The 18,091-nt window shown below is 56.2% G+C and carries 14 protein-coding genes; 10 read left to right on the top strand and 4 right to left on the bottom strand.

The window, feature by feature from the left end; all coding sequences use genetic code 11:
• Nucleotides 1-8: 8 nt before the first annotated feature.
• The 3 genes from HALTITAN_RS09085 to HALTITAN_RS09095 all read left to right on the top strand — a co-directional run bounded on the left by HALTITAN_RS09085 (nt 9) and on the right by HALTITAN_RS09095 (nt 2,647).
• Entirely contained in the window at nt 9-1,217 is a 1,209-nt protein-coding gene (locus HALTITAN_RS09085; protein ID WP_039859021.1) for a CynX/NimT family MFS transporter, read from the top strand.
• 25 nt (nt 1,218-1,242) lie between these two features.
• Complete coding sequence (locus HALTITAN_RS09090) at nt 1,243-2,319, top strand: asparaginase (protein WP_009286913.1); 1,077 nt, start codon at nt 1,243-1,245, stop codon at nt 2,317-2,319.
• Nucleotides 2,320-2,407: 88 nt separating this feature from the next.
• Entirely contained in the window at nt 2,408-2,647 is a 240-nt protein-coding gene (locus tag HALTITAN_RS09095; RefSeq protein ID WP_027957446.1) for a DUF2789 domain-containing protein, read from the top strand.
• A 37-nt stretch (nt 2,648-2,684) separates the two neighbouring features.
• On the opposite strand, the gene HALTITAN_RS09100 is transcribed toward HALTITAN_RS09095, so the two are convergent.
• Nucleotides 2,685-3,101, bottom strand: a complete 417-nt coding sequence (locus HALTITAN_RS09100; protein ID WP_022523267.1) for an SRPBCC family protein — start codon at nt 3,099-3,101, stop codon at nt 2,685-2,687.
• Between the two features lie 221 nt (nt 3,102-3,322).
• Here HALTITAN_RS09100 and queC point away from each other — a divergent pair, with 221 nt between their 5' ends.
• From queC to HALTITAN_RS09120, 4 genes are read left to right on the top strand one after another with little or no spacing between them, the layout of a single operon-like run.
• Nucleotides 3,323-4,036: a 7-cyano-7-deazaguanine synthase QueC gene (queC, locus tag HALTITAN_RS09105; protein WP_027957447.1), complete on the top strand. Its 714-nt coding sequence runs from the start codon at nt 3,323-3,325 to the stop codon at nt 4,034-4,036.
• Complete coding sequence (gene queE, locus HALTITAN_RS09110; RefSeq protein WP_022523265.1) at nt 4,036-4,692, top strand: 7-carboxy-7-deazaguanine synthase; 657 nt, start codon at nt 4,036-4,038, stop codon at nt 4,690-4,692. The genes queC and queE overlap by 1 nt, the downstream gene beginning before the upstream one ends.
• Nucleotides 4,692-5,543: a 6-carboxytetrahydropterin synthase gene (locus tag HALTITAN_RS09115; RefSeq protein ID WP_009286915.1), complete on the top strand. Its 852-nt coding sequence runs from the start codon at nt 4,692-4,694 to the stop codon at nt 5,541-5,543. The genes queE and HALTITAN_RS09115 overlap by 1 nt, the downstream gene beginning before the upstream one ends.
• Nucleotides 5,540-5,797, top strand: coding sequence for a YkgJ family cysteine cluster protein (locus HALTITAN_RS09120; protein WP_022523263.1), 258 nt, complete (start codon nt 5,540-5,542; stop codon nt 5,795-5,797). Before HALTITAN_RS09115 ends, HALTITAN_RS09120 begins: the two co-directional genes overlap by 4 nt.
• A gap of 21 nt (nt 5,798-5,818) precedes the next feature.
• On the opposite strand, the gene HALTITAN_RS09125 is transcribed toward HALTITAN_RS09120, so the two are convergent.
• Nucleotides 5,819-9,718, bottom strand: a complete 3,900-nt coding sequence (locus tag HALTITAN_RS09125; protein WP_027957451.1) for an ATP-binding protein — start codon at nt 9,716-9,718, stop codon at nt 5,819-5,821.
• Between the two features lie 27 nt (nt 9,719-9,745).
• A complete protein-coding gene (locus HALTITAN_RS09130; protein WP_022523261.1) occupies nt 9,746-10,429 on the bottom strand; it encodes a MiaE family protein in 684 nt (227 codons plus the stop codon).
• 548 nt (nt 10,430-10,977) lie between these two features.
• Here HALTITAN_RS09130 and acnB point away from each other — a divergent pair.
• The 3 genes from acnB (at nt 10,978) to HALTITAN_RS09145 (ending at nt 16,252) form a co-directional block, all read left to right on the top strand.
• Complete coding sequence (acnB, locus tag HALTITAN_RS09135) at nt 10,978-13,581, top strand: bifunctional aconitate hydratase 2/2-methylisocitrate dehydratase (protein WP_009286917.1); 2,604 nt, start codon at nt 10,978-10,980, stop codon at nt 13,579-13,581.
• A 190-nt stretch (nt 13,582-13,771) separates the two neighbouring features.
• Nucleotides 13,772-14,266 (top strand): ribonuclease E activity regulator RraA, encoded by a 495-nt coding sequence (gene rraA / locus HALTITAN_RS09140; protein WP_022523259.1) that lies wholly within the window; start codon nt 13,772-13,774, stop codon nt 14,264-14,266.
• Nucleotides 14,267-14,308: 42 nt separating this feature from the next.
• Nucleotides 14,309-16,252, top strand: a complete 1,944-nt coding sequence (locus HALTITAN_RS09145) for a glycerophosphodiester phosphodiesterase family protein (protein WP_009286919.1) — start codon at nt 14,309-14,311, stop codon at nt 16,250-16,252.
• 8 nt (nt 16,253-16,260) lie between these two features.
• On the opposite strand, the gene ggt is transcribed toward HALTITAN_RS09145, so the two are convergent.
• The gene (ggt, locus tag HALTITAN_RS09150) at nt 16,261-18,051 is read right to left on the bottom strand and encodes a gamma-glutamyltransferase (protein WP_039859028.1); all 1,791 of its coding nucleotides are present in this window, start codon (nt 18,049-18,051) and stop codon (nt 16,261-16,263) included.
• Nucleotides 18,052-18,091 lie beyond the last annotated feature (40 nt).

The following is an 18,091-nucleotide window of genomic DNA, read 5'->3' on the forward strand; positions in this document are numbered from 1 at the left end:
GCACTAGCATGGCAACGCGTCGCTCGGTTACGTTTATTTTGCTGATGGTCGTGGTGGGGCTTAATTTACGCCCCGCCATGTCTTCGGTTGCCCCACTGCTTACTCGCCTGCAAGAAAGCGCGGGGCTTTCCGCTACCGCTGCGGGGTTACTCACCACGCTCCCCGTGCTGTTTTTAGGCCTCTCCGCCCCGCTTGCCCCTGCCCTGGCTAGACGTATAGGCAGTGAACGGGCGCTAAGTTCGGCACTGGCACTACTGGCTGCGGGGTTGGTTTTACGTGGTTTACCTTTCCCCGGTGGGCTCTTTATTGGCTCGGCGATGGCAGGCTGTGCGATCGGCATTGGCGGCACCCTGCTACCGGCCCTGGTTAAGCGTGAACTTCCCGATAGTGCCGACCTGCTTACCGGTTTATACACCATGGCACTCTGCTTAGGTGGCGCCTTAGGGGCTGGATTTAGCGTCCCATTAACGCAACTGCTCGGCAGTTGGCAGGCGAGTTTGATGAGCTGGTCACTGCTGGCGCTGTTCGCACTGGTGCTTTGGCACTTCCAAATGCCCCGAACCACAATGGCCAACACGCCGACAGCGCCCAAAAGCGGTATTTTACGGCTTCTTAAGCAACCGCTTACCTGGCACGTCATGCTGTTCATGGGCATTCAGTCGTCCATGGCGTACATCGTATTTGGCTGGCTGCCTACTCTGCTGGTTGATCGCGGTTATAACGAGGCCGATGCGGGCTGGACAATGGCGGTTTCTATTATGTGCCAGCTAGCCTCCGCGCTAGGCGCCCCCTGGCTTGCACGTATGGGGCGTGACCAGCGTCCCGCGCTATTGGCTGTGCTGCTTAGCACCGCCATTGGCCTATGGATGCTACTTATTGCGCCATTAGTGTGGCAATGGCCAGGCGCCGCTTTACTGGGTATCGGTCAAGGCGGCAGCTTTAGCCTGGCACTGAGTCTGCTCGTCTTACGCACGGCCAACTCCCGCCTTGCCGGTCAGCTTTCCGGGCTGGTTCAGGGCGGTGGTTATACACTGGCAGCACTTGGGCCTTTTGGTGTGGGAGTTATGCTGCAAACAGGCGCCAACACATCACAAATCGCTTGGTTATTGATTATTCTGATCACGGTTTGTTGTGGCTTTGCGCTACTGGCGGGCCGTAATCAGCGTCTAGATGACCAGAGCGGCGAACTTTTGATACAGCGCGTAAGACCCACTTAGCAGGTTTCGCACAAAGCCCCAGGAGATGGCGATGATCCCTCACTCCCCTCTTGCCAGCAGCGTTCCCGCCCAAGAGCGAATATTAGTCATTTACACCGGCGGCACTATCGGTATGCAACAGCATGCTGAAGGGCTTGCGCCTAGCGGTGACTTTGCCACTCGCATGGCAAAGGCCCTGAGCCAGCTACCGCTTGCCCAACAGCAATCCCTTCCACCTTATAAGGTCGTCAGCTACACCACGTTGATTGACTCAAGTGCGGCCACCCCGCTCACTTGGCAACAGCTCGCCCAGGATATCGACGACCGGCTAACGGCCTTCGCCGGTTTCGTGATTATTCACGGCACTGACACACTCAGCTGGACCGCTTCCAGCCTCGCCTATCAACTCCAGGGGCTAGATCGGCCAGTGGTCGTCACGGGCTCGATGTTGCCACTAGAATCGCCCGACAGCGATGCCTTGCACAATTTGCACGGCGCGCTGCAGTTCGCTGACAAGCCTGAGCTCCAAGAAGTGGCGATTTACTTTGCAGGGCAATTGCTGCGGGGTGCCCGCGCCATTAAGCAGCACAGCGAAGCAGCCAACGCCTTCGCAAGCCCCAACTACCCACTGCTCGGTGAGCGGGTAGGCGATGATTTCGTTTATTACCCCAGCCGTGGGCTTGGCCTGCAGCAGCGTGGCGCGCCACGTTTCGAGCTCCCCGACTACCGCCTGGTCAATCAGGGAGAGATCGTGCGCATCGCTCTTTGGCCGGGCGTAGCAGCCTGGCAGCTGGATGCTTGGTTGAGTGATTCACGGGTAAAAGGGGCGTTACTTCAGCTCTGGGGCGCGGGTAACCTCCCCGACGATCCCCACTTGCTTAACGTACTTGCCAGAGCCACCGGCGAAGGCAAACTGCTTGCCGCCATTAGCCAGTGCCCGCAGGGCAGTGTCCACCTGGGTGCTTATGCGGCAGGTCACGGCCTGAGCGATGCAGGCGTTGTGGCAGGCGATGATATGACGCCGGAGGCGGCGTTCACCAAGCTAGCCCATTTACTGGCCCAGCCACTCGCGTTAGAAGATCAACGACAGCGCTTTTTAACACCACTGGTTGGCGAACGTTGATCAAACAAAGGCTTTTGTGTGCTGGCGCAGACTGAGAATCAAGCTATGTTATAGGGAGCATTCTAACCGTTTGAAGGAGCAACAGATTATGGAAAAGCCGGTACACCATTTCAGCGAACTATTCGAGCAGTTGGGATTGGCGTCTGATGCAGCTTCAATCGAGCGCTTTATCCAGCGCAACGCCCCACTTCCGGAAACGATGCCATTGTCTGAAGCTCCCTGCTGGAACGAGGGCCAGGCAGAATTTCTGAAAGAAGCCGTAGATGACGATGCCGACTGGGCAGAGGTCGTTGACCACCTTGACGCCTCAATGCATAAACCACAATAAGTCGGTGGCCTGATCACCAATGCGCTGCTAAGCGGCGCTACTGATTTAAACGTGCCTCAACGCGCTCAAGAATTTGTCGGCTGACTTTGCCGACTAGTGGCTTGGCCGCTTTGTTGACGGCTTTCTCCATTAAGCGGTTGCGAATTTCATAGCTCAACGTTAATGCCACTTCGGTACCTTCTGGCACCTCGCGAAGGCGATAACGTCCCTGGTTCTTCACACCATCCAAGGACTCCCAGGCAAGCACATAAGGCGGCTGAACCTCGGTAACCATGACATCAAACGCCCAGTCCATGCCCACGGCACGTACGTGCCAGCGGTAACGGTTTTCGCCCAGCGTTTCTATTGAGCGAATCAGATCCGAGTAATCGGCAAAATCCTCGACACGACGCAATAGTTCAAACACTCGTTCGGGCGGAGCGTTAATGATTTCACTATGTTCAATAGTTGCCATTGGTTCGCCTCTAACGACATGGATGGATAGCGTAGCATGTTGATATTCATGCTGCCCGCCTACGCACTTTTTTACTTCAATCAGGTACATGGTCAGCGCTAGAACTGGTCAGACTAACGGCTATTGCGTAAACTGCCGCCCTTCCGGACCGGACCCCGGAACGCCGCGTCAGCTAAACGCTGCTCGCGATTAATAAATTCTCCGACAAAGAGTGTTTTCTCATGTCATCAATACCCCCAGTGGCGGCTGATACAGCCACCACAACCGTCGTTATCTATTCCGGTGGAATGGACTCTTTTACCGTGCTTCATCGCGCGCTGCGAGAAGGGCTTAGCGTACACGCGCTTTCGTTTGACTATGGTCAGCGGCATGCCCGCGAACTCGACACTGCACGCCAAGTGTGCGCCTCGCTGGGGCTACCCCATCAAGTAGTCGATATTCGCGCCATACACGGCCTGATTGATAATTCGGCGCTCACCAATCCAGACCAAGCAATGCCCCAGGGCGACTATGATGCGGACAACCTGCGCGCTACCGTCGTACCCAATCGCAATATGATTTTGCTCTCCCTGGCGATTGCCAAGGCTGTGAACATTGGCGCAGAACGAGTCGACTACGGTGCCCATGGCGGCGACCACATTCTCTACCCCGACTGCCGCCCCGAGTTCGTCGAGGCAATGAACCATGTCGCGGGCATCGCCAACTTCGAGCCAGTGAAGCTACACGCCCCTTATCTCAAAGTAAGCAAGGCCGACATACTGCGTGAAGGCCTGGCAATGGGATTGGATTACCGCCATACCTGGACCTGCTACGAAGGCCGTGAACTTGCCTGCGGCGTATGCGGCAGCTGCCGCGAGCGGCTGGACGCCTTTGCCGCCAACGGTGTTACCGATCCATTGGCTTACAGCGTAGACAGCGCAGTAGGTCAGCGCTGATGTATCAGGTCAAAGAAGCCTTTTACACCCTCCAGGGGGAAGGTGCCCAAGCGGGCAGAGCGAGCGTTTTCTGTCGTTTCAGTGGCTGCAATCTGTGGTCGGGCCGTGAAATTGATCGGGCGACGGCTAAATGCACCTTTTGCGATACTGACTTTATTGGCACTAACGGCATCAATGGCGGCAAGTTTGCCACTGCCACCGCCCTCGCTGAACACATTGCCGGACTCTGGCCCAGCCAACTCGGTGACGCCAAGTCGCATGCGACGCCCTATGTGGTGTTTACCGGCGGCGAGCCGCTGCTGCAGCTTGACGCAGCGCTGATTGCCACACTGCATAGCCATGGGTTTGAGGTGGCCGTCGAGACCAACGGTACGCTGGCTCCGCCACCAGGTATTGACTGGCTGTGTGTCAGCCCTAAGGGTAGCAATCCGCTAGCCATTACCCAAGGCGACGAGTTAAAGCTTGTCTACCCTCAGGTGGACGCTCCCCCGGAGCAGTTTTCAGGCCTAGGGTTTCGCCACTTCTTTCTACAGCCGATGGATCTTGCCCCTCTCAATCAGGATAAGACCACCGTGGCTGAAGCGACCGCCTACTGCATGGCTAACCCCCAGTGGCGCCTATCGCTACAAATGCACAAATTAGCAGGTTTTGATTAATGTCCCTATTCGTGAACCAACTGACCCATATTGACGTTTCCCTTTGGTGTTCCGAGCGCGGCCTAGTAGGCTGCAGCTGGCAGGTGGACGCAGTGCTGGATGGCGAGCTGGGCGAAGATGGCATTCTGTTCGATTTTGGTGAAGTCAAGCCGTGGATCAAGCGCACGCTAGACAGCGGCCTCGATCATACTCTGCTGGTACCTACTCAGGCGCCTGGGGTCACGGTGACGGAGTGCCCCGAAGGTGTGTGCGTGCGAACCACCACGCCCTATCCGATGGAAGTGCGCGGCCCCAAGGAGGCGTTTAGCCTGCTGCCGTGGCAAACCATTGAGCTTGACACGGTCGCGGAGCACTTAAGTCAGCAGCTGACTGAAGAACGGCCTGAGAATGTCCATCAGGTTACCCTTACGCTTAGCGACGAGGCCGTCGATGGCGCTGCCTATGGCTACTCGCACGGCCTGAAGCGCCATTTAGGCAACTGCCAGCGTATCGCTCACGGCCACCGTTCACGGCTACACATCTTTCAGCAAGAGCTGCGTCAACCTACGCTCGAACAACAGTGGGCCGCATGGCTGGAAAATCGCTACCTGCTTGAAGAGGCGGATATCACCTCACGGGATAACGATTTCCTTACCTGCGGCTATCGCGCCGCCCAAGGTGATTTCTCCATTACGCTGCCACAGTCGCTATGCGCAGTCCTCCCCGGCCCCACCACGGTAGAAAATATCGCCGCCTGGCTGGCAAAAGAGGTTGCCACGCAAAGCGGCGTAACCACGCGTATCCAGGCCTTTGAGGGCATCAACAAGGGCGCGATTGCCGTATGTTCACCTAGTCCAAGTGCTAGGCTATGAGTGAAGGGTGTCGTGCGGGGTGTGGCGCCTGCTGCATCGCGCCTTCAATTAGCTCAGCTATCCCCGGCATGCCTGAGGGCAAGCCGGCGGGCGTTCGCTGCGTGCAGTTAGACGAGGATAACCTGTGTCGTTTGTTCGGGGATCCGAGCCGCCCCAGGGTCTGCGAGCGGTTTAACTTTGACGCTAGTGTGTGCGGCGAGAACCGGGAAGAGGCGCTCGCCACGTTGACGTGGCTGGAGCAGGACACCCGTTAAAGAGCACCCTGCTTTAGCTTATCAACCTTCAGCGCCTACCGGCCGAGGCAAACGGCGATCCAACAAGCTGATCCAACGGGTTAGCACCGGCGCATCGCTGTGGCTGACTTCGCTCAATAACTGCCTAAAACTCTCTTTCGCCTGCTGGTCGTTGGGCTCAATACGCGTCAGCCATAGTTCAAGGGCCGCTAGCTCCTGGTGGCGATTGCCGTGCTCGCGGGACTGGTTTATCGCCATCTCAGCCAATGCCTTGACTTCATTGGCGGGGTGTCCAAGCAGATCACGCACTTTAGCCAGTTGGGTGGCTAATTCGGGCAAAAATAGCGTGGTACGCTCACGGGCAATCACCAAGCACTGATCGAGGTACTCCTCTGCGGCATTTAACTCGCCTAGTTCAATGCAGGCATCCGAGTACCACAGCACCGGCCGCTGGTAGCGGTCACGGCCGTTCAGCTCCGCCATCTGATCCAGGCTCTCGCGTAACTGAGTCAACCCGGTAGTATCACCTGCCAAAGCTCGTTGCCAACCAAGAATACACTGGCTGGATATTTGCCACAGCTGTAAATCGGGCGTTCCGGTCATTGCCGCCGCCCGCTCCGCATGCCGCGCGGCCAAATGGACGTGGCCTAGCTGACGATAGAGCGCAGCGGCAAATAGCAGCGCCAGCGCCAAGGTACCGGGGTGAGCAATTTTCTCCGCCAGCCGAATCGCCGCCGAAACTTGCCGCTCGGCACGCTGATAATCACCACGCAGGCAGAGCGCCCAGCCCTGAAAGCAGGCGGCTGAAACTTGTGGATGATCAGAGAACGGTAGCCACTCGATCATCATTTGCGCATTGAGCGGATCGATTTCATCTAAATGGTCGTGAGCCTGCTGAATGCGACCCGCCCAGTACTCACAGTTGGCCCGGGCATAATCGGCCAACCGACGATAGCGAGGGTCTTCAAGGCGTGAAGCAAGATCAGCGAGCGTCGACGCCAGTGCAAAGGCATCGGCATGAGCATAGCGCTGGCTACGCCCCACCCAAAGCCCCCATTTGACTAGGAATATCTGCTCAAGATCTTCTGGATCCTCCAATCTATCGGTACCCGATTCGCGCAGCAGTTCCCTCGCACGCACAAAGCTTTCGTGAGCGGTAGGCGAGCCGTGGCCCTCAAGTGAGAACGCCGCCTGACCACGCACGGTGAGCAGACTTACTTCACGCTCAATCTCATGCTCAACGTGGCGCAAGCTCGCCAAACCGAAATCGGCCATGCGTAGCGCGGTTCGGTTGGCGCTCACCTTGAGCGCTTCACGGGCGGCCAATTCGAAATAGCGTGCACCACGGGCATAATGACCGCTCCGGCGCAGGTGAGTGGCAAAATCGCCGGGGTGGCGACTAATCCAGACAGGGAAGCGCTCCTCTATTAGGGTCACTACCTGTTGGTGCAGCTTGACCCGCACATCCCGCGGGCAAGAAAGGTAGGCAGCTTCTTGCAGCAACTGGTGGCTAAACTGATATTCGTGCTCGCCGCTCTCTTTATCGACCGGCTCGACAATCTCCAGCGCCCGCATATGTTCGAGCGCCTGGTTAAGTCGCCCTTTTTCCCAGCCGCTACACTCCAGTAGGAAATCCAACCGGAAGCGCTTACCCAGCACTGCCGCTACGTGGGCAATTTCGCGGTCACCCTCAAGCTGATCGATACGGCTTGCCAGCAGCCCTAACAACCCCTTGGGCAATTCATCGAACTGGACACTACGCCCTTCGCGACGATCCATATCCAGACGCCGACAAATTTCCTGCATATAGAGCGGTACGCCATCGCAGCGCTCAATAATCTGGTTACGTAACCGTGGGCTCAAATGAATGCGGTAGCGCCGTGACAGCTGTGACAATAGCCGTGAAGACTGCTGCGGATCCAGATTCCCCAAACTAATCTGCTGATCCCAATGCAGCTTCACCGGCAGCAGTTCTCGGCCGTGGTGGCTAGCCACCAACATAAAGGCGGTATTGATAGGTAAACGTGCCTGCAGCCCCGCGAGCACTTTAAACGACGGCTCATCAAGCCACTGTAAATCATCGACCATCAGCACCAGGGTATGAGTGGTCGCCTGGCGCTCGATTAAGCGGTGCAGCAACATCACCACCAATTCAACGGCTTCACCGCTTTGGGCAAGCTGGGTGATCTCCTGAACTTCGTGCACCCCAAGCGCCTCTTCCAACAGGTGCTGACGCTCGGGCGTAAGCTGGTCAAACTCAAGCGTTGCCTGTAGCTCGTGAATCGCCTCGATAGTCAGCGGTTGCTTGAGATACCAGCCCACCAGAGTCCGGGCAACGCCGTAGGGATCTAGCACCGACAGCCGCGTGGTGGGCTGCCAGCAAATTGCCGCATCGCGACTAAGTTCTAACTGGCGGAAACCGACCATCAGCGCCGATTTGCCCATGCCAGATGCCCCGCGAACTAACACGCTTTGACGCAAACCTATACCTGCCCGCGCCAACGCGTCGCGCAGCGTACGCAGCGAGGTTTCACGCCCGACCAGGCTAGGCGGCAGTGCATCGCGACCGCCTTCGTTTAGGCCCAGCACTAAAGCGCGCAGTCGAACGCGACCGTCGCTAGCCACCAAACGCGATACCAAGCGTGGCTGTAGATCAAGCGCGGGCGGCATGTGCTGACTGGCTTCTTGTGAGATAACCAGCTCACTGCCTTCAGCTGCGCTCATTAGCTCCAGCGAGGTTTGGGTGACTTGCCCCAGCGGATCCGCCAATTGCCGCTCGGGCAAGTAGACGACTTGCCCACTGTGCAAACCAGCAGCTAACTCAAATTGCGGCACTTCGCCTTCGCCAGACCAGTGGCGAGCACTCTCCTGGGGAAGCGCCTGACGGCAGTGCTCATAGAGCGCCACTAACTCAGCCAGTTGGTGAGCAGGCCCATGGGTACCGAAACACGCCAGCCCCAAGCCACCAGTGGCGCCAGGCAGCCAGAAGCCGCCCAAGTGATGGCACTGCTGCTCTAGCCATCGCAACAGCTCTAACTGCAGAGTGAGGCAATGTCGGGTCGCGGCTCGGTCTTGCCACTCCCCTTTCAGGCGCAGCCGGATAGCCATCACGGAAAGTTGGCGCAGCTCAATCTCATCTTCACGCAGCGGTTTACTGTCTGCCGCCAGCGCGCGGGAAAACGCGCCCTGGGGACTCATCATCCGGGGGTCATGGTGGCCGTCAGACCAGTAGCTTGCCAACTGTAAGAAGCTAGGTTCAGGCTGCTGGCCTGACAACGCCAGTAGCTGCAAGTAGCTATTATACTGCTCGTGCGCGGCGGCCATTTGATTCTGTTCAGCCAGTTGGCGAACCAAGCGCTCATGAAACGGGCCATAGCCGGAAAAGCGACTGACCAGTGTTTCCAGGATCAGGTCAGGCACATCGGTATGTGCTTCGAGTACTTGTTCAGCAAAACGAATGACGCGCTGGCGCCACTCATTCCGCACCTGGACTAACCAGCGCTGAAACTCACTACAGGTGGCCAATTGAAGTTCTTCAATCAGGTCACCTTGGTAACAGGTCATCAGTGCTTCCAGGGTATCCAAGTCGCGCGGCCCTTCAAGCAGTTGTTGCAGTGTATGCAGGTCGACTTTCCAATTGGCCGGAAGCTGGAAGGCAATCGTTTGCCGTGAGACGCTTAATACTTGGTCGGCGCTCTCCCCCAACGACTGGCGTAAACAGTGCAGCGCGTGACGCAGGTTAGTTCTGCCTGAGGATAACCCTTGGTCAGGCCACAGCAGTTCCGCCAGCGCGGCGCGGTTAACCGGCTGACGATGCAGCAGCAGATAAACGAGCAGCGCCTTCACTTTGTCATAGCTAAAGTGGGTTAATACGTCTTCGCCCTGGGTAAGCGAAAAGTGACCAAAGAGAGTTAACTGGTCTGTCTCACGAGCATCGCGCATGATAAACATCCTGCCGGGCTAAGCGGGTTAAGCTGGCACACCGCTATGGAAACGAAAAGCCGTATCGGGCGTAGTAATCAGCTCCGCTTCACGCGCTACAAAAAAAGCGATCCGCTCATCAATAGAGCCCGATGTCTGCTGGCGAGCCAGTAATAGGTAGTCCTCAAAGTGACGGCCTTCTGACTTCACCAGGGTGCGATAAAACTTGGCGAGCTCTTCATCTAAATACGGAATCAAGCAAGCGAATCGTTCGCAACTACGCGCTTCGATAAGGGCGCCAATGATGAGCACATCGATTAACCGTTCGGGATCATTGCTGCGCAGGTGTCGCCTAAGGCCTTCCGCGTAGCGTGAAGCGGTCAAGTGTTGGTAGGTCACCCCACGCGCCTCCATGAGCGCAACCACTTGCTCGAAATGGAGCAACTCTTCGCGCGCCAATTGCGACATTTTGCTTAGCAGAAGTGGCTGATCGACGTAGCGATAGAGCAAACTCATGGCGGTGGAAGCGGCTTTTTTTTCACACTGAGCGTGGTCGACCAGCAGCGTTTCAGGATTCTCTAACGCCCATTGCAGCCACGCCTCAGGTGTTGCACAGGCCAAAAACTGGTGCAAACTTTCCGGCAGCAGATCATCCGCTTTCACCGCATGATCAGCCGTTTGTAAGGCATTCTTTTGTTTAGAGGGCGGAAGTGTACCGGGTTGTATCAACATAACACCATTACCGAGCTTATATCTCACTATTGTACAACATATAAGCGCGCAAGGCGCTTACAGTTCCCTGTTGAATTGCGTTCTTCATACCCTGAATCGCTTATTACTAATGTAGTTGCGCGCTTAAAAATGCTCCACACACTTTTAATCAGCTCGCTTACGTAAGTACCACAGCAGTTAGATAGCGCTAAGGTCATAAAGTGAGGACTATGGTAACGCGCTGTAACGACAATCACACCTGCACAACCTGTGGTTAGCCCGTAAATGGGGAAAAAACTTTCCTGTTTTTACGCCAATAGGCTAATAAAAAGCGTTTTTTTGATCCGTTTAAATCAAGGTATCAACATAAAGTACAAGAGTCGTCTTTGCTTGCCAGCTTAACATTGTCGACAGTTTGCCGTAGAATCGCAGCCATCCAACCACACGCTGTTTGTCAAGCGTATGTCATATGTGATCGGCTCCACTCTACACCCACTGCGCGGCCACCACCGTGCACCGTGCAGGCCATCACCATAAAGTAAATGAAACGTGAATGAGAGGGCCCCAACGTGCTTGAAGCTTACCGCCAACATGTCGAGGAACGTGCAGCTGAGGGCGTCCCGCCCAAACCCCTAAACGCCGAACAAGTAGCCTTACTGGTTGAGCTGCTGAAGACGCCACCGGCCGGTGAAGAGGAGTTTATCCTCGACTTAATCACCAACCGCGTTCCGCCGGGCGTTGACGAGGCAGCTTATGTAAAAGCAGGCTTTCTTACCGCCATTGCGAAAGGTGAAGCGAGCTCTCCGCTGATCGACAAGATTCACGCCGTCAAGCTACTGGGTACCATGCAGGGTGGCTACAACATCGTTTCAATGGTAGAGCTACTCGATAACGAGGAGCTTGCCCGAGAAGCAGGCGAGCAGCTCAAGCACACACTGCTGATGTTCGACGCCTTCCATGATGTGGAAAGCCGCGCCAAGAACGGCAACAGCGTCGCTAAAGAGGTTATTCAGTCCTGGGCAGACGCCGAGTGGTTCCTGTCTAAGCCGGCACTGGCTGAAAAAATCACCTTGAGCGTGTTTAAAGTCCCGGGCGAAACCAATACCGATGACCTGTCTCCCGCGCCGGATGCCTGGTCACGTCCGGATATTCCGCTCCATGCCAACGCCATGCTCAAAAACGAGCGCGACGGCATTGAGCCAGTGGTTCCAGGTACCACTGGCCCGCTCAAGCAGATCGAAGACGTTAAAGCCAAAGGCTTTCCCGTCGTTTATGTAGGCGACGTGGTCGGCACCGGCTCATCGCGTAAGTCAGCCACTAACTCGGTACTGTGGTTCTTCGGCGACGATATCCCCTACGCTCCTAACAAGCGCGCTGGCGGTTTCTGCTTTGGTAGTAAAATTGCGCCTATTTTCTTTAACACCATGGAAGATTCGGGCGCCTTGCCGATTGAGATGGACGTCACCAACCTGAATATGGGCGATGTCATCGATGTTTACCCCTACGCAGGTAAAGTGTGCAAGCACGATAGCGACGAGGTAATCACCACCTTCGAGCTTAAAACGCAGCTGATTCTGGATGAAGTACGCGCTGGCGGCCGTATTCCCCTGATCATTGGCCGTGGTTTGACTGGCAAGGCGCGTGAGTCACTGGGCCTGCCCACCTCTGACGTTTTCCGCCTACCTGACCAGCCTAAAGATACCAGCAAAGGCTTCACCTTAGCGCAGAAAATGGTCGGTAAAGCGTGCGGTTTAGAGGGCGTTCGCCCCGGCATGTACTGCGAACCCAAGATGACCACCGTTGGCTCGCAAGACACCACCGGCCCGATGACCCGTGATGAGCTGAAAGACCTTGCCTGCCTTGGCTTCCAAGCCGACCTGGTCATGCAGTCGTTCTGTCACACCGCGGCTTACCCGAAGCCCGTAGATGTGGATACTCACCACACCCTGCCCGACTTCATTATGAACCGTGGCGGTGTTTCGCTACGCCCCGGTGACGGTATCATCCACAGCTGGCTCAACCGCATGCTGCTGCCTGATACGGTGGGCACCGGCGGTGACTCGCACACCCGTTTCCCGCTCGGCATCTCATTCCCGGCCGGTTCAGGCCTGGTAGCGTTTGCTGCTGCCACCGGCGTTATGCCGTTGGATATGCCGGAGTCGGTATTGGTGCGCTTCAAGGGCAAGCGCCAGCCTGGCGTTACGCTGCGTGACCTGGTTCACGCCATTCCACTTTACGCCATCAAGCAAGGCCTGCTGACCGTTGATAAATCCAACAAGAAAAATGCCTTCTCCGGGCGTGTGTTGGAAATCGAAGGACTTGAAGATTTAACCGTTGAACAAGCCTTCGAGCTTTCTGATGCATCCGCCGAGCGCTCCGCCGCTGGCTGTACCATTACGCTGTCTGAAGAGAGCGTTGCCGAGTACTTGAAGTCCAACATCACCCTGTTGAAGTGGATGATGGGCAACGGTTACGGCGATGAACGCACCATTAGCCGTCGTATTGAAGGCATGGAAGCGTGGCTGGCCAACCCCAGCTTGATGCGTGCCGACCAGGATGCCGAGTACACCGAAGTTATTGAAATTGATCTGGCTGAAATTAAAGAGCCGGTTCTTTGTGCACCGAATGACCCGGACGATGCGCGCCTGCTGTCTGAAGTCGCTGGCCAGAAAATCGACGAAGTCTTTATCGGTTCATGCATGACCAACATCGGCCACTTCCGGGCTGCTGGCAAACTGCTTGAGAAGCAGCCTGCCGGTAGCTTAAAAACCCGGCTGTGGCTGGCACCACCGACGAAAATGGATCAGCATCAGCTGACCGAAGAGGGCTACTACGGTATTTATGGCCGTGCCGGTGCCCGTATGGAGATGCCGGGTTGTTCATTGTGTATGGGTAACCAGGCCCGCGTTGCCGCTAAGAGCACCGTGGTGTCTACGTCTACACGTAACTTCCCGAACCGTTTGGGTGACGGTGCCAATGTGTACCTCGCCTCTGCGGAACTGGCGGCCGTTGCCGCAGTAGAAGGACGCCTACCCAGCGTTGAAGAGTATCAACGCTATATGGGTGAGTTTGACGCTATGGCGGGCGAGATTTATCGTTATATGAACTTTCACGAGATTGAGGAGTATCAAAAGATAGCCTCAAACGTGATTCCGGTCGCTCAAGAAGCCTAACGCTTGTTAAGCACTTGAGATAGACCGCCCCATCGCCGATGCTCGCACCATCGCAGAAGATGTGACACGTTGCATTTTCTGAGTCGATGACCGAACGCCCCGCCACTGTTTTACAGGGCGGGGCGTTTTTTATGCTCTACCTTTCTAAACTGTCCGGTAATCCAACAGTGTTTACCCTTAGGAGCTTGTGATGACGAAGTCGATTGATATAGTGACGCCCGATCTCTGCGATGCGCATCCAGAGGTTGCGGTGCTTGACCCGTTATTTGCCAATTTTGGCGGGCTTGAAGCTTTCTATGGCCCTATTCGTACAATCAAATGCTTTGAAGATAACTCCATGGTGAAACAGGCCGTTGCCGAGCCGGGTAACGGCGCGGTGCTGGTGGTGGATGCGGGTGGTTCGCACCGCTGCGCCATGCTGGGGGATATGCTCGCCGAGCAGGCCGTCGCCAACGGCTGGGCAGGGATCGTTATGTACGGCTGCGTGCGCGATGTGGATATACTCGCCGCCCTGCCGATTGGCGTTCAGGCGCTAGGCAGCCATCCGCGCAAAAGCGAAAAACGCGGCGAAGGACAACGCGATATTGACGTCACCTTTGCTGGTGTTACTCTTCAGCCTGGACAGTGGCTGTATGCAGATAACAACGGCATTATTGTTGCCGAGCAAGAGCTGCCACTTTCCTAACAAAGACCTCCGTAGTCATTAAATTTGTCTTAAAAGAGCCTCTTGCCAGGTGTGGCGGTTACTGCCACCCTGGTGGCTCATTCTTACCGTTTAATGACGATGCAGCCTTTGACCTACCTTGGCTCTGCCTTACTACGCACGCTGCGCGATCATCTTCGCCCACTGATCGCCTACCACCTGTTTTTTACCCTGCTTGCCTCAGCCTTGCTGCTGCCAGCGATCACCTGGATGACACGCTGGCTGCTTGCCCAACTCAACCGTACAGTGGTCACCAACGATGAATTGATCGCACTACTGTTTAGCCCGCTGGGTTTGGTAGGCATGCTGGTAGGGCTTGGGTTCGCTTTTTTGATTATTTACTGGCAGCAGGCAGGCATGCTGCAGGTCGCCGTCAGGCCCCGTGACAATCACTATCGGCTGGCCCTTGAAGCACTCTGGCTAAGCACCCGTCGGCTACCTGCCCTCGCGGGTCTTGTCATACTCCAGGTAGGCACCCACTTACTACTGCTCGTGCCCTTTATGGCTGGGCTCGCGTGGCTTTACGATTTCTGGCTGAGTGGTATAGACCCCTACTATCTTCAGCGCGTGCGTCCCCCTGCACTGTGGTATTTCATGGCGTGCGCGCTGCCACTGATTATTGCCTGGGTATGGGTAGCGTCATGGCTCTACCTGCGCTGGCTATTGGCGCTCCCCCTCGTTGCGTTGGAAAGCTGTAACCCCTGGCAGGCACTTAAACGAAGCGTTAGCTTAACCCGCGGCTGGCGCCGCTCCATTGGCGCTGCGGTACTTCTGCTATTGGTCGTGATCGTTAGCCTGCCGCTACTGGTGACACTGCTCTTTGACCGCCTATTCACGCCACTTCTGTGGTGGCTGCCTGAGCATAATGCCGTGCTCATCCCAGCCATGCTGGCCTACTTACTCGGCTATGTGCTGATCACCCTGGCCATTACCTTCATCGGTATTGCCACCAATGCGCTGCTTTCCGCCTGCCTCTATATGCAGCTGGCCCACAGAGAAGCTCGACCCGCACCGCCACCTGAGGATTTTAATGCAGGCAAACTGGCCTGGGCGGTAGAGCTTAGCGTACTCATTTTTGCCGGCCTTCAAGCATGGTGGATACTCAATAGCTTTGAGATACATGACAACGTCGCGGTGATTGCCCACCGTGGAAGCTCCATGGTGGCCCCCGAAAATACCCTTGCCGCGCTGGAGCAGTCACTACTTGATGGCGCCGACTATATCGAAATAGACGTACGCTTGAGCCGTGACCAACAGGTTATGCTTTACCACGATCGCAGCATGGCGCGGCTAACCGGCGATCCTCGTGAGTTTGGCGAGCTAACCAGAGAAGAACTCAGCCAATTCGATGTAGGAAGCTGGTTTGGTGATGCTTATCAAGGTGAGAACATTCCAGGCTTGGATGAAGCGCTGCAAAGAGTGCGCGGAAAAGCCGGACTAATGATCGACATCAAGCCTCTGCCGGGGCAAGAACAGGCGCTAGCCGATGCCGTTATCGAGACTTTGAATGCAGAGAGTGACGTGCGCTATCGCTGCTGGGCAACCCAACAAAGCGCTTTTGACGGCTATACAGCGTGCGGTTTTCCCAATGCGCTAATGGATATGCGCATGGCTACCATGTCCCCATCATTACTTAAACATATCAAAGCCCAAGCACCTGAATTGCGCGTTACCTTACTGGCCCAGCTTATACTGCCCGGCACGCTAAACCGGCGTGACTTTGATGCCCTTGGGCTACGCCATAACCGCATCACGGAAGGGGAAGTTCGCTTAGCGCGACTATATGGTTACGAAATACACGCCTGGACCGTCAATGACCGAGCTCGTATGTCAACGCTGATTGATCTGGGGGTCGATGCGATTATCACCGACTACCCAGATCGTTTAAACGAACTTATTCAAGTCCGCCGCGAATTAAGCGACGGTGCACTAATGCTAGTGAAGCTGCGCAACTGGCTTCGCCAATAGAGGTTGGACTAATCGCCCATTACCACCCCTTCGCGCCGAGGGTCAGCACCACCAAACAGAGTGCCATCTTCAAGGCGCATAATGGCCTGAAGGCCGCTGGTTAGCTCCCGCTCGCTGACCGTATGACCACGCTCACGCAGTGATTCTATGGTTGCCTCAGGAAAACGCCCCTCTTCCACATAGACATCCCCACCCAAAGTAATAGCATGGGGAAGGTTGAGCGCCTCTTGAGCGCTTAACCCCCAGTCGCGCAGTGCGACTAATGTACGGGCGGTATAATGAATAATGGCGGCGCCACCTGGGGAGCCCAAGCTGGCTACCAGCTCGCCGGTTTCTTGATCAAATACCAGGGTCGGGCTCATGCTGGAGCGGGGACGCTTGCCGGGCTCTACCCGGTTCGCTACGGGCTCGCCATCCACTTCAGGGGTAAATGAAAAATCGGTGAGCTCGTTATTGAGCAGGAAACCACCCGCTAGCCCCGTGCCACCGTCGGACATAATTCGCGAGCCAAACGCCTGCTCGATGGTGGTGGTCATAGCCACCGCGGTGCCCTCCTCATCGACAATACTGATATGGCTAGTACCGTACTCAGGCTGTTCGGGCTGGCTAGCCCAGCTCACGTCAAGCTCCCCAGGGTTACCCGGTTCAGCGCTGTCGCCCATACTCTTCTCTTCGATAAGTGCACTGCGCTGCTCCAAGTATTCCGGGGCTAGCATCAATGACCAATCGCCTCCCGGCGCCTCGACAAAGTCAGGATCGGCGATGTAACGGCCACGATCCGCAAAGGCCAGGCGTGAGGCTTCCAAGAATTGATGCAGCCACCCACTGCTTGCAGCACCACTGTCTAACGGGGCTTCAAGCAGTGGCTGCTGATCAAGCATGCCTAAAATCTGCATCACGGTCAGATGACCCGATGAGGGTGGCGGGAAACCACATACTTCCCACTGTTGCCAAGGCGTACACAGCGGTTCGCGGTTAAGCGCCTGGTAGCCACTCATATCCTCAAGCGTCAAACTGCCTGGACGCTCAGGGTGGTTCTGAACGCGCTCAACGATGTCTTGTGCCACGGCTCCTTCGTACAAGGCGACGCTGCCTTGCTCAGCGACGCGGCGAAGAACGGCTGCCAACGCTGGGTTTTTGAGCGTTTCACCAACGGCGATAGGCTCACCGTCTGAATCATAATAAAACTGGCTCGCTACTGGGTCTTGGCGCAGAAACTCATCACCAGCCAAGCTGGTATGCAACCGATTGCTAACCTCAAAGCCCTCCTCGGCCAGGGTGATTGCCGGGATAAACAGCTCTTCCCAGGCCAGCTCACCGTGCTCAGCGTGGGCTTTCTCAAGCATACGCAGCGTGCCTGGCACTCCCACTGAGAGGCCGCTAACCACTGCTTCATTAAACGCCAGCGGCTCGCCATCCTGCATAAACAGCTCACCGTTAACGCCTTGGGGCGCGGTTTCACGACCATCGTAGGCACGCACTTCATCGCCATCGAAGTACATCAAAAAAGCACCACCACCAATACCACTGGACTGAGGCTCAACCAGGTTCAACACCATCTGCACCGCAATGGCCGCATCAATGGCGTTACCACCGGCTTTAAGTACTTGGTAACCGGCATCGGTGGCGAGCGGGTTAGCTGCTGCCACCGCAAATGACTCGGCTTCCCAGCCGGGCTTCTCTTCATAGCCCGATTCGCTTTCAGGGGAAATGGAGGGTGTCTCATAGCTAAACCCCCAACTATACAATGGCGCTACCAGCAGAACAGGTAGCGCATACTTAACCGATTTTGGTGACATCTCAGCGCTCTCCATGACAAGTTAAAAAACCACTCCAAAA

The organism is Vreelandella titanicae BH1 (genome assembly GCF_000336575.1).
Lineage (GTDB): Bacteria > Pseudomonadota > Gammaproteobacteria > Pseudomonadales > Halomonadaceae > Vreelandella > Vreelandella titanicae.

Bases quoted from the DNA above. Each gene is read 5' to 3' on its own strand.
- HALTITAN_RS09085 (WP_039859021.1), top strand. From the start codon at position 9: ATGGCAACGCGTCGCTCGGTTACGTTTATTTTGCTGATGGTCGTGGTG.
- HALTITAN_RS09090 (WP_009286913.1), top strand. From the start codon at position 1,243: ATGGCGATGATCCCTCACTCCCCTCTTGCCAGCAGCGTTCCCGCCCAA.
- HALTITAN_RS09095 (WP_027957446.1), top strand. From the start codon at position 2,408: ATGGAAAAGCCGGTACACCATTTCAGCGAACTATTCGAGCAGTTGGGA.
- HALTITAN_RS09100 (WP_022523267.1), bottom strand. From the start codon at position 3,101: ATGGCAACTATTGAACATAGTGAAATCATTAACGCTCCGCCCGAACGA.
- queC (WP_027957447.1), top strand. From the start codon at position 3,323: ATGTCATCAATACCCCCAGTGGCGGCTGATACAGCCACCACAACCGTC.
- queE (WP_022523265.1), top strand. From the start codon at position 4,036: ATGTATCAGGTCAAAGAAGCCTTTTACACCCTCCAGGGGGAAGGTGCC.
- HALTITAN_RS09115 (WP_009286915.1), top strand. From the start codon at position 4,692: ATGTCCCTATTCGTGAACCAACTGACCCATATTGACGTTTCCCTTTGG.
- HALTITAN_RS09120 (WP_022523263.1), top strand. From the start codon at position 5,540: ATGAGTGAAGGGTGTCGTGCGGGGTGTGGCGCCTGCTGCATCGCGCCT.
- HALTITAN_RS09125 (WP_027957451.1), bottom strand. From the start codon at position 9,718: ATGCGCGATGCTCGTGAGACAGACCAGTTAACTCTCTTTGGTCACTTT.
- HALTITAN_RS09130 (WP_022523261.1), bottom strand. From the start codon at position 10,429: ATGTTGATACAACCCGGTACACTTCCGCCCTCTAAACAAAAGAATGCC.
- rraA (WP_022523259.1), top strand. From the start codon at position 13,772: ATGACGAAGTCGATTGATATAGTGACGCCCGATCTCTGCGATGCGCAT.
- ggt (WP_039859028.1), bottom strand. From the start codon at position 18,051: ATGTCACCAAAATCGGTTAAGTATGCGCTACCTGTTCTGCTGGTAGCG.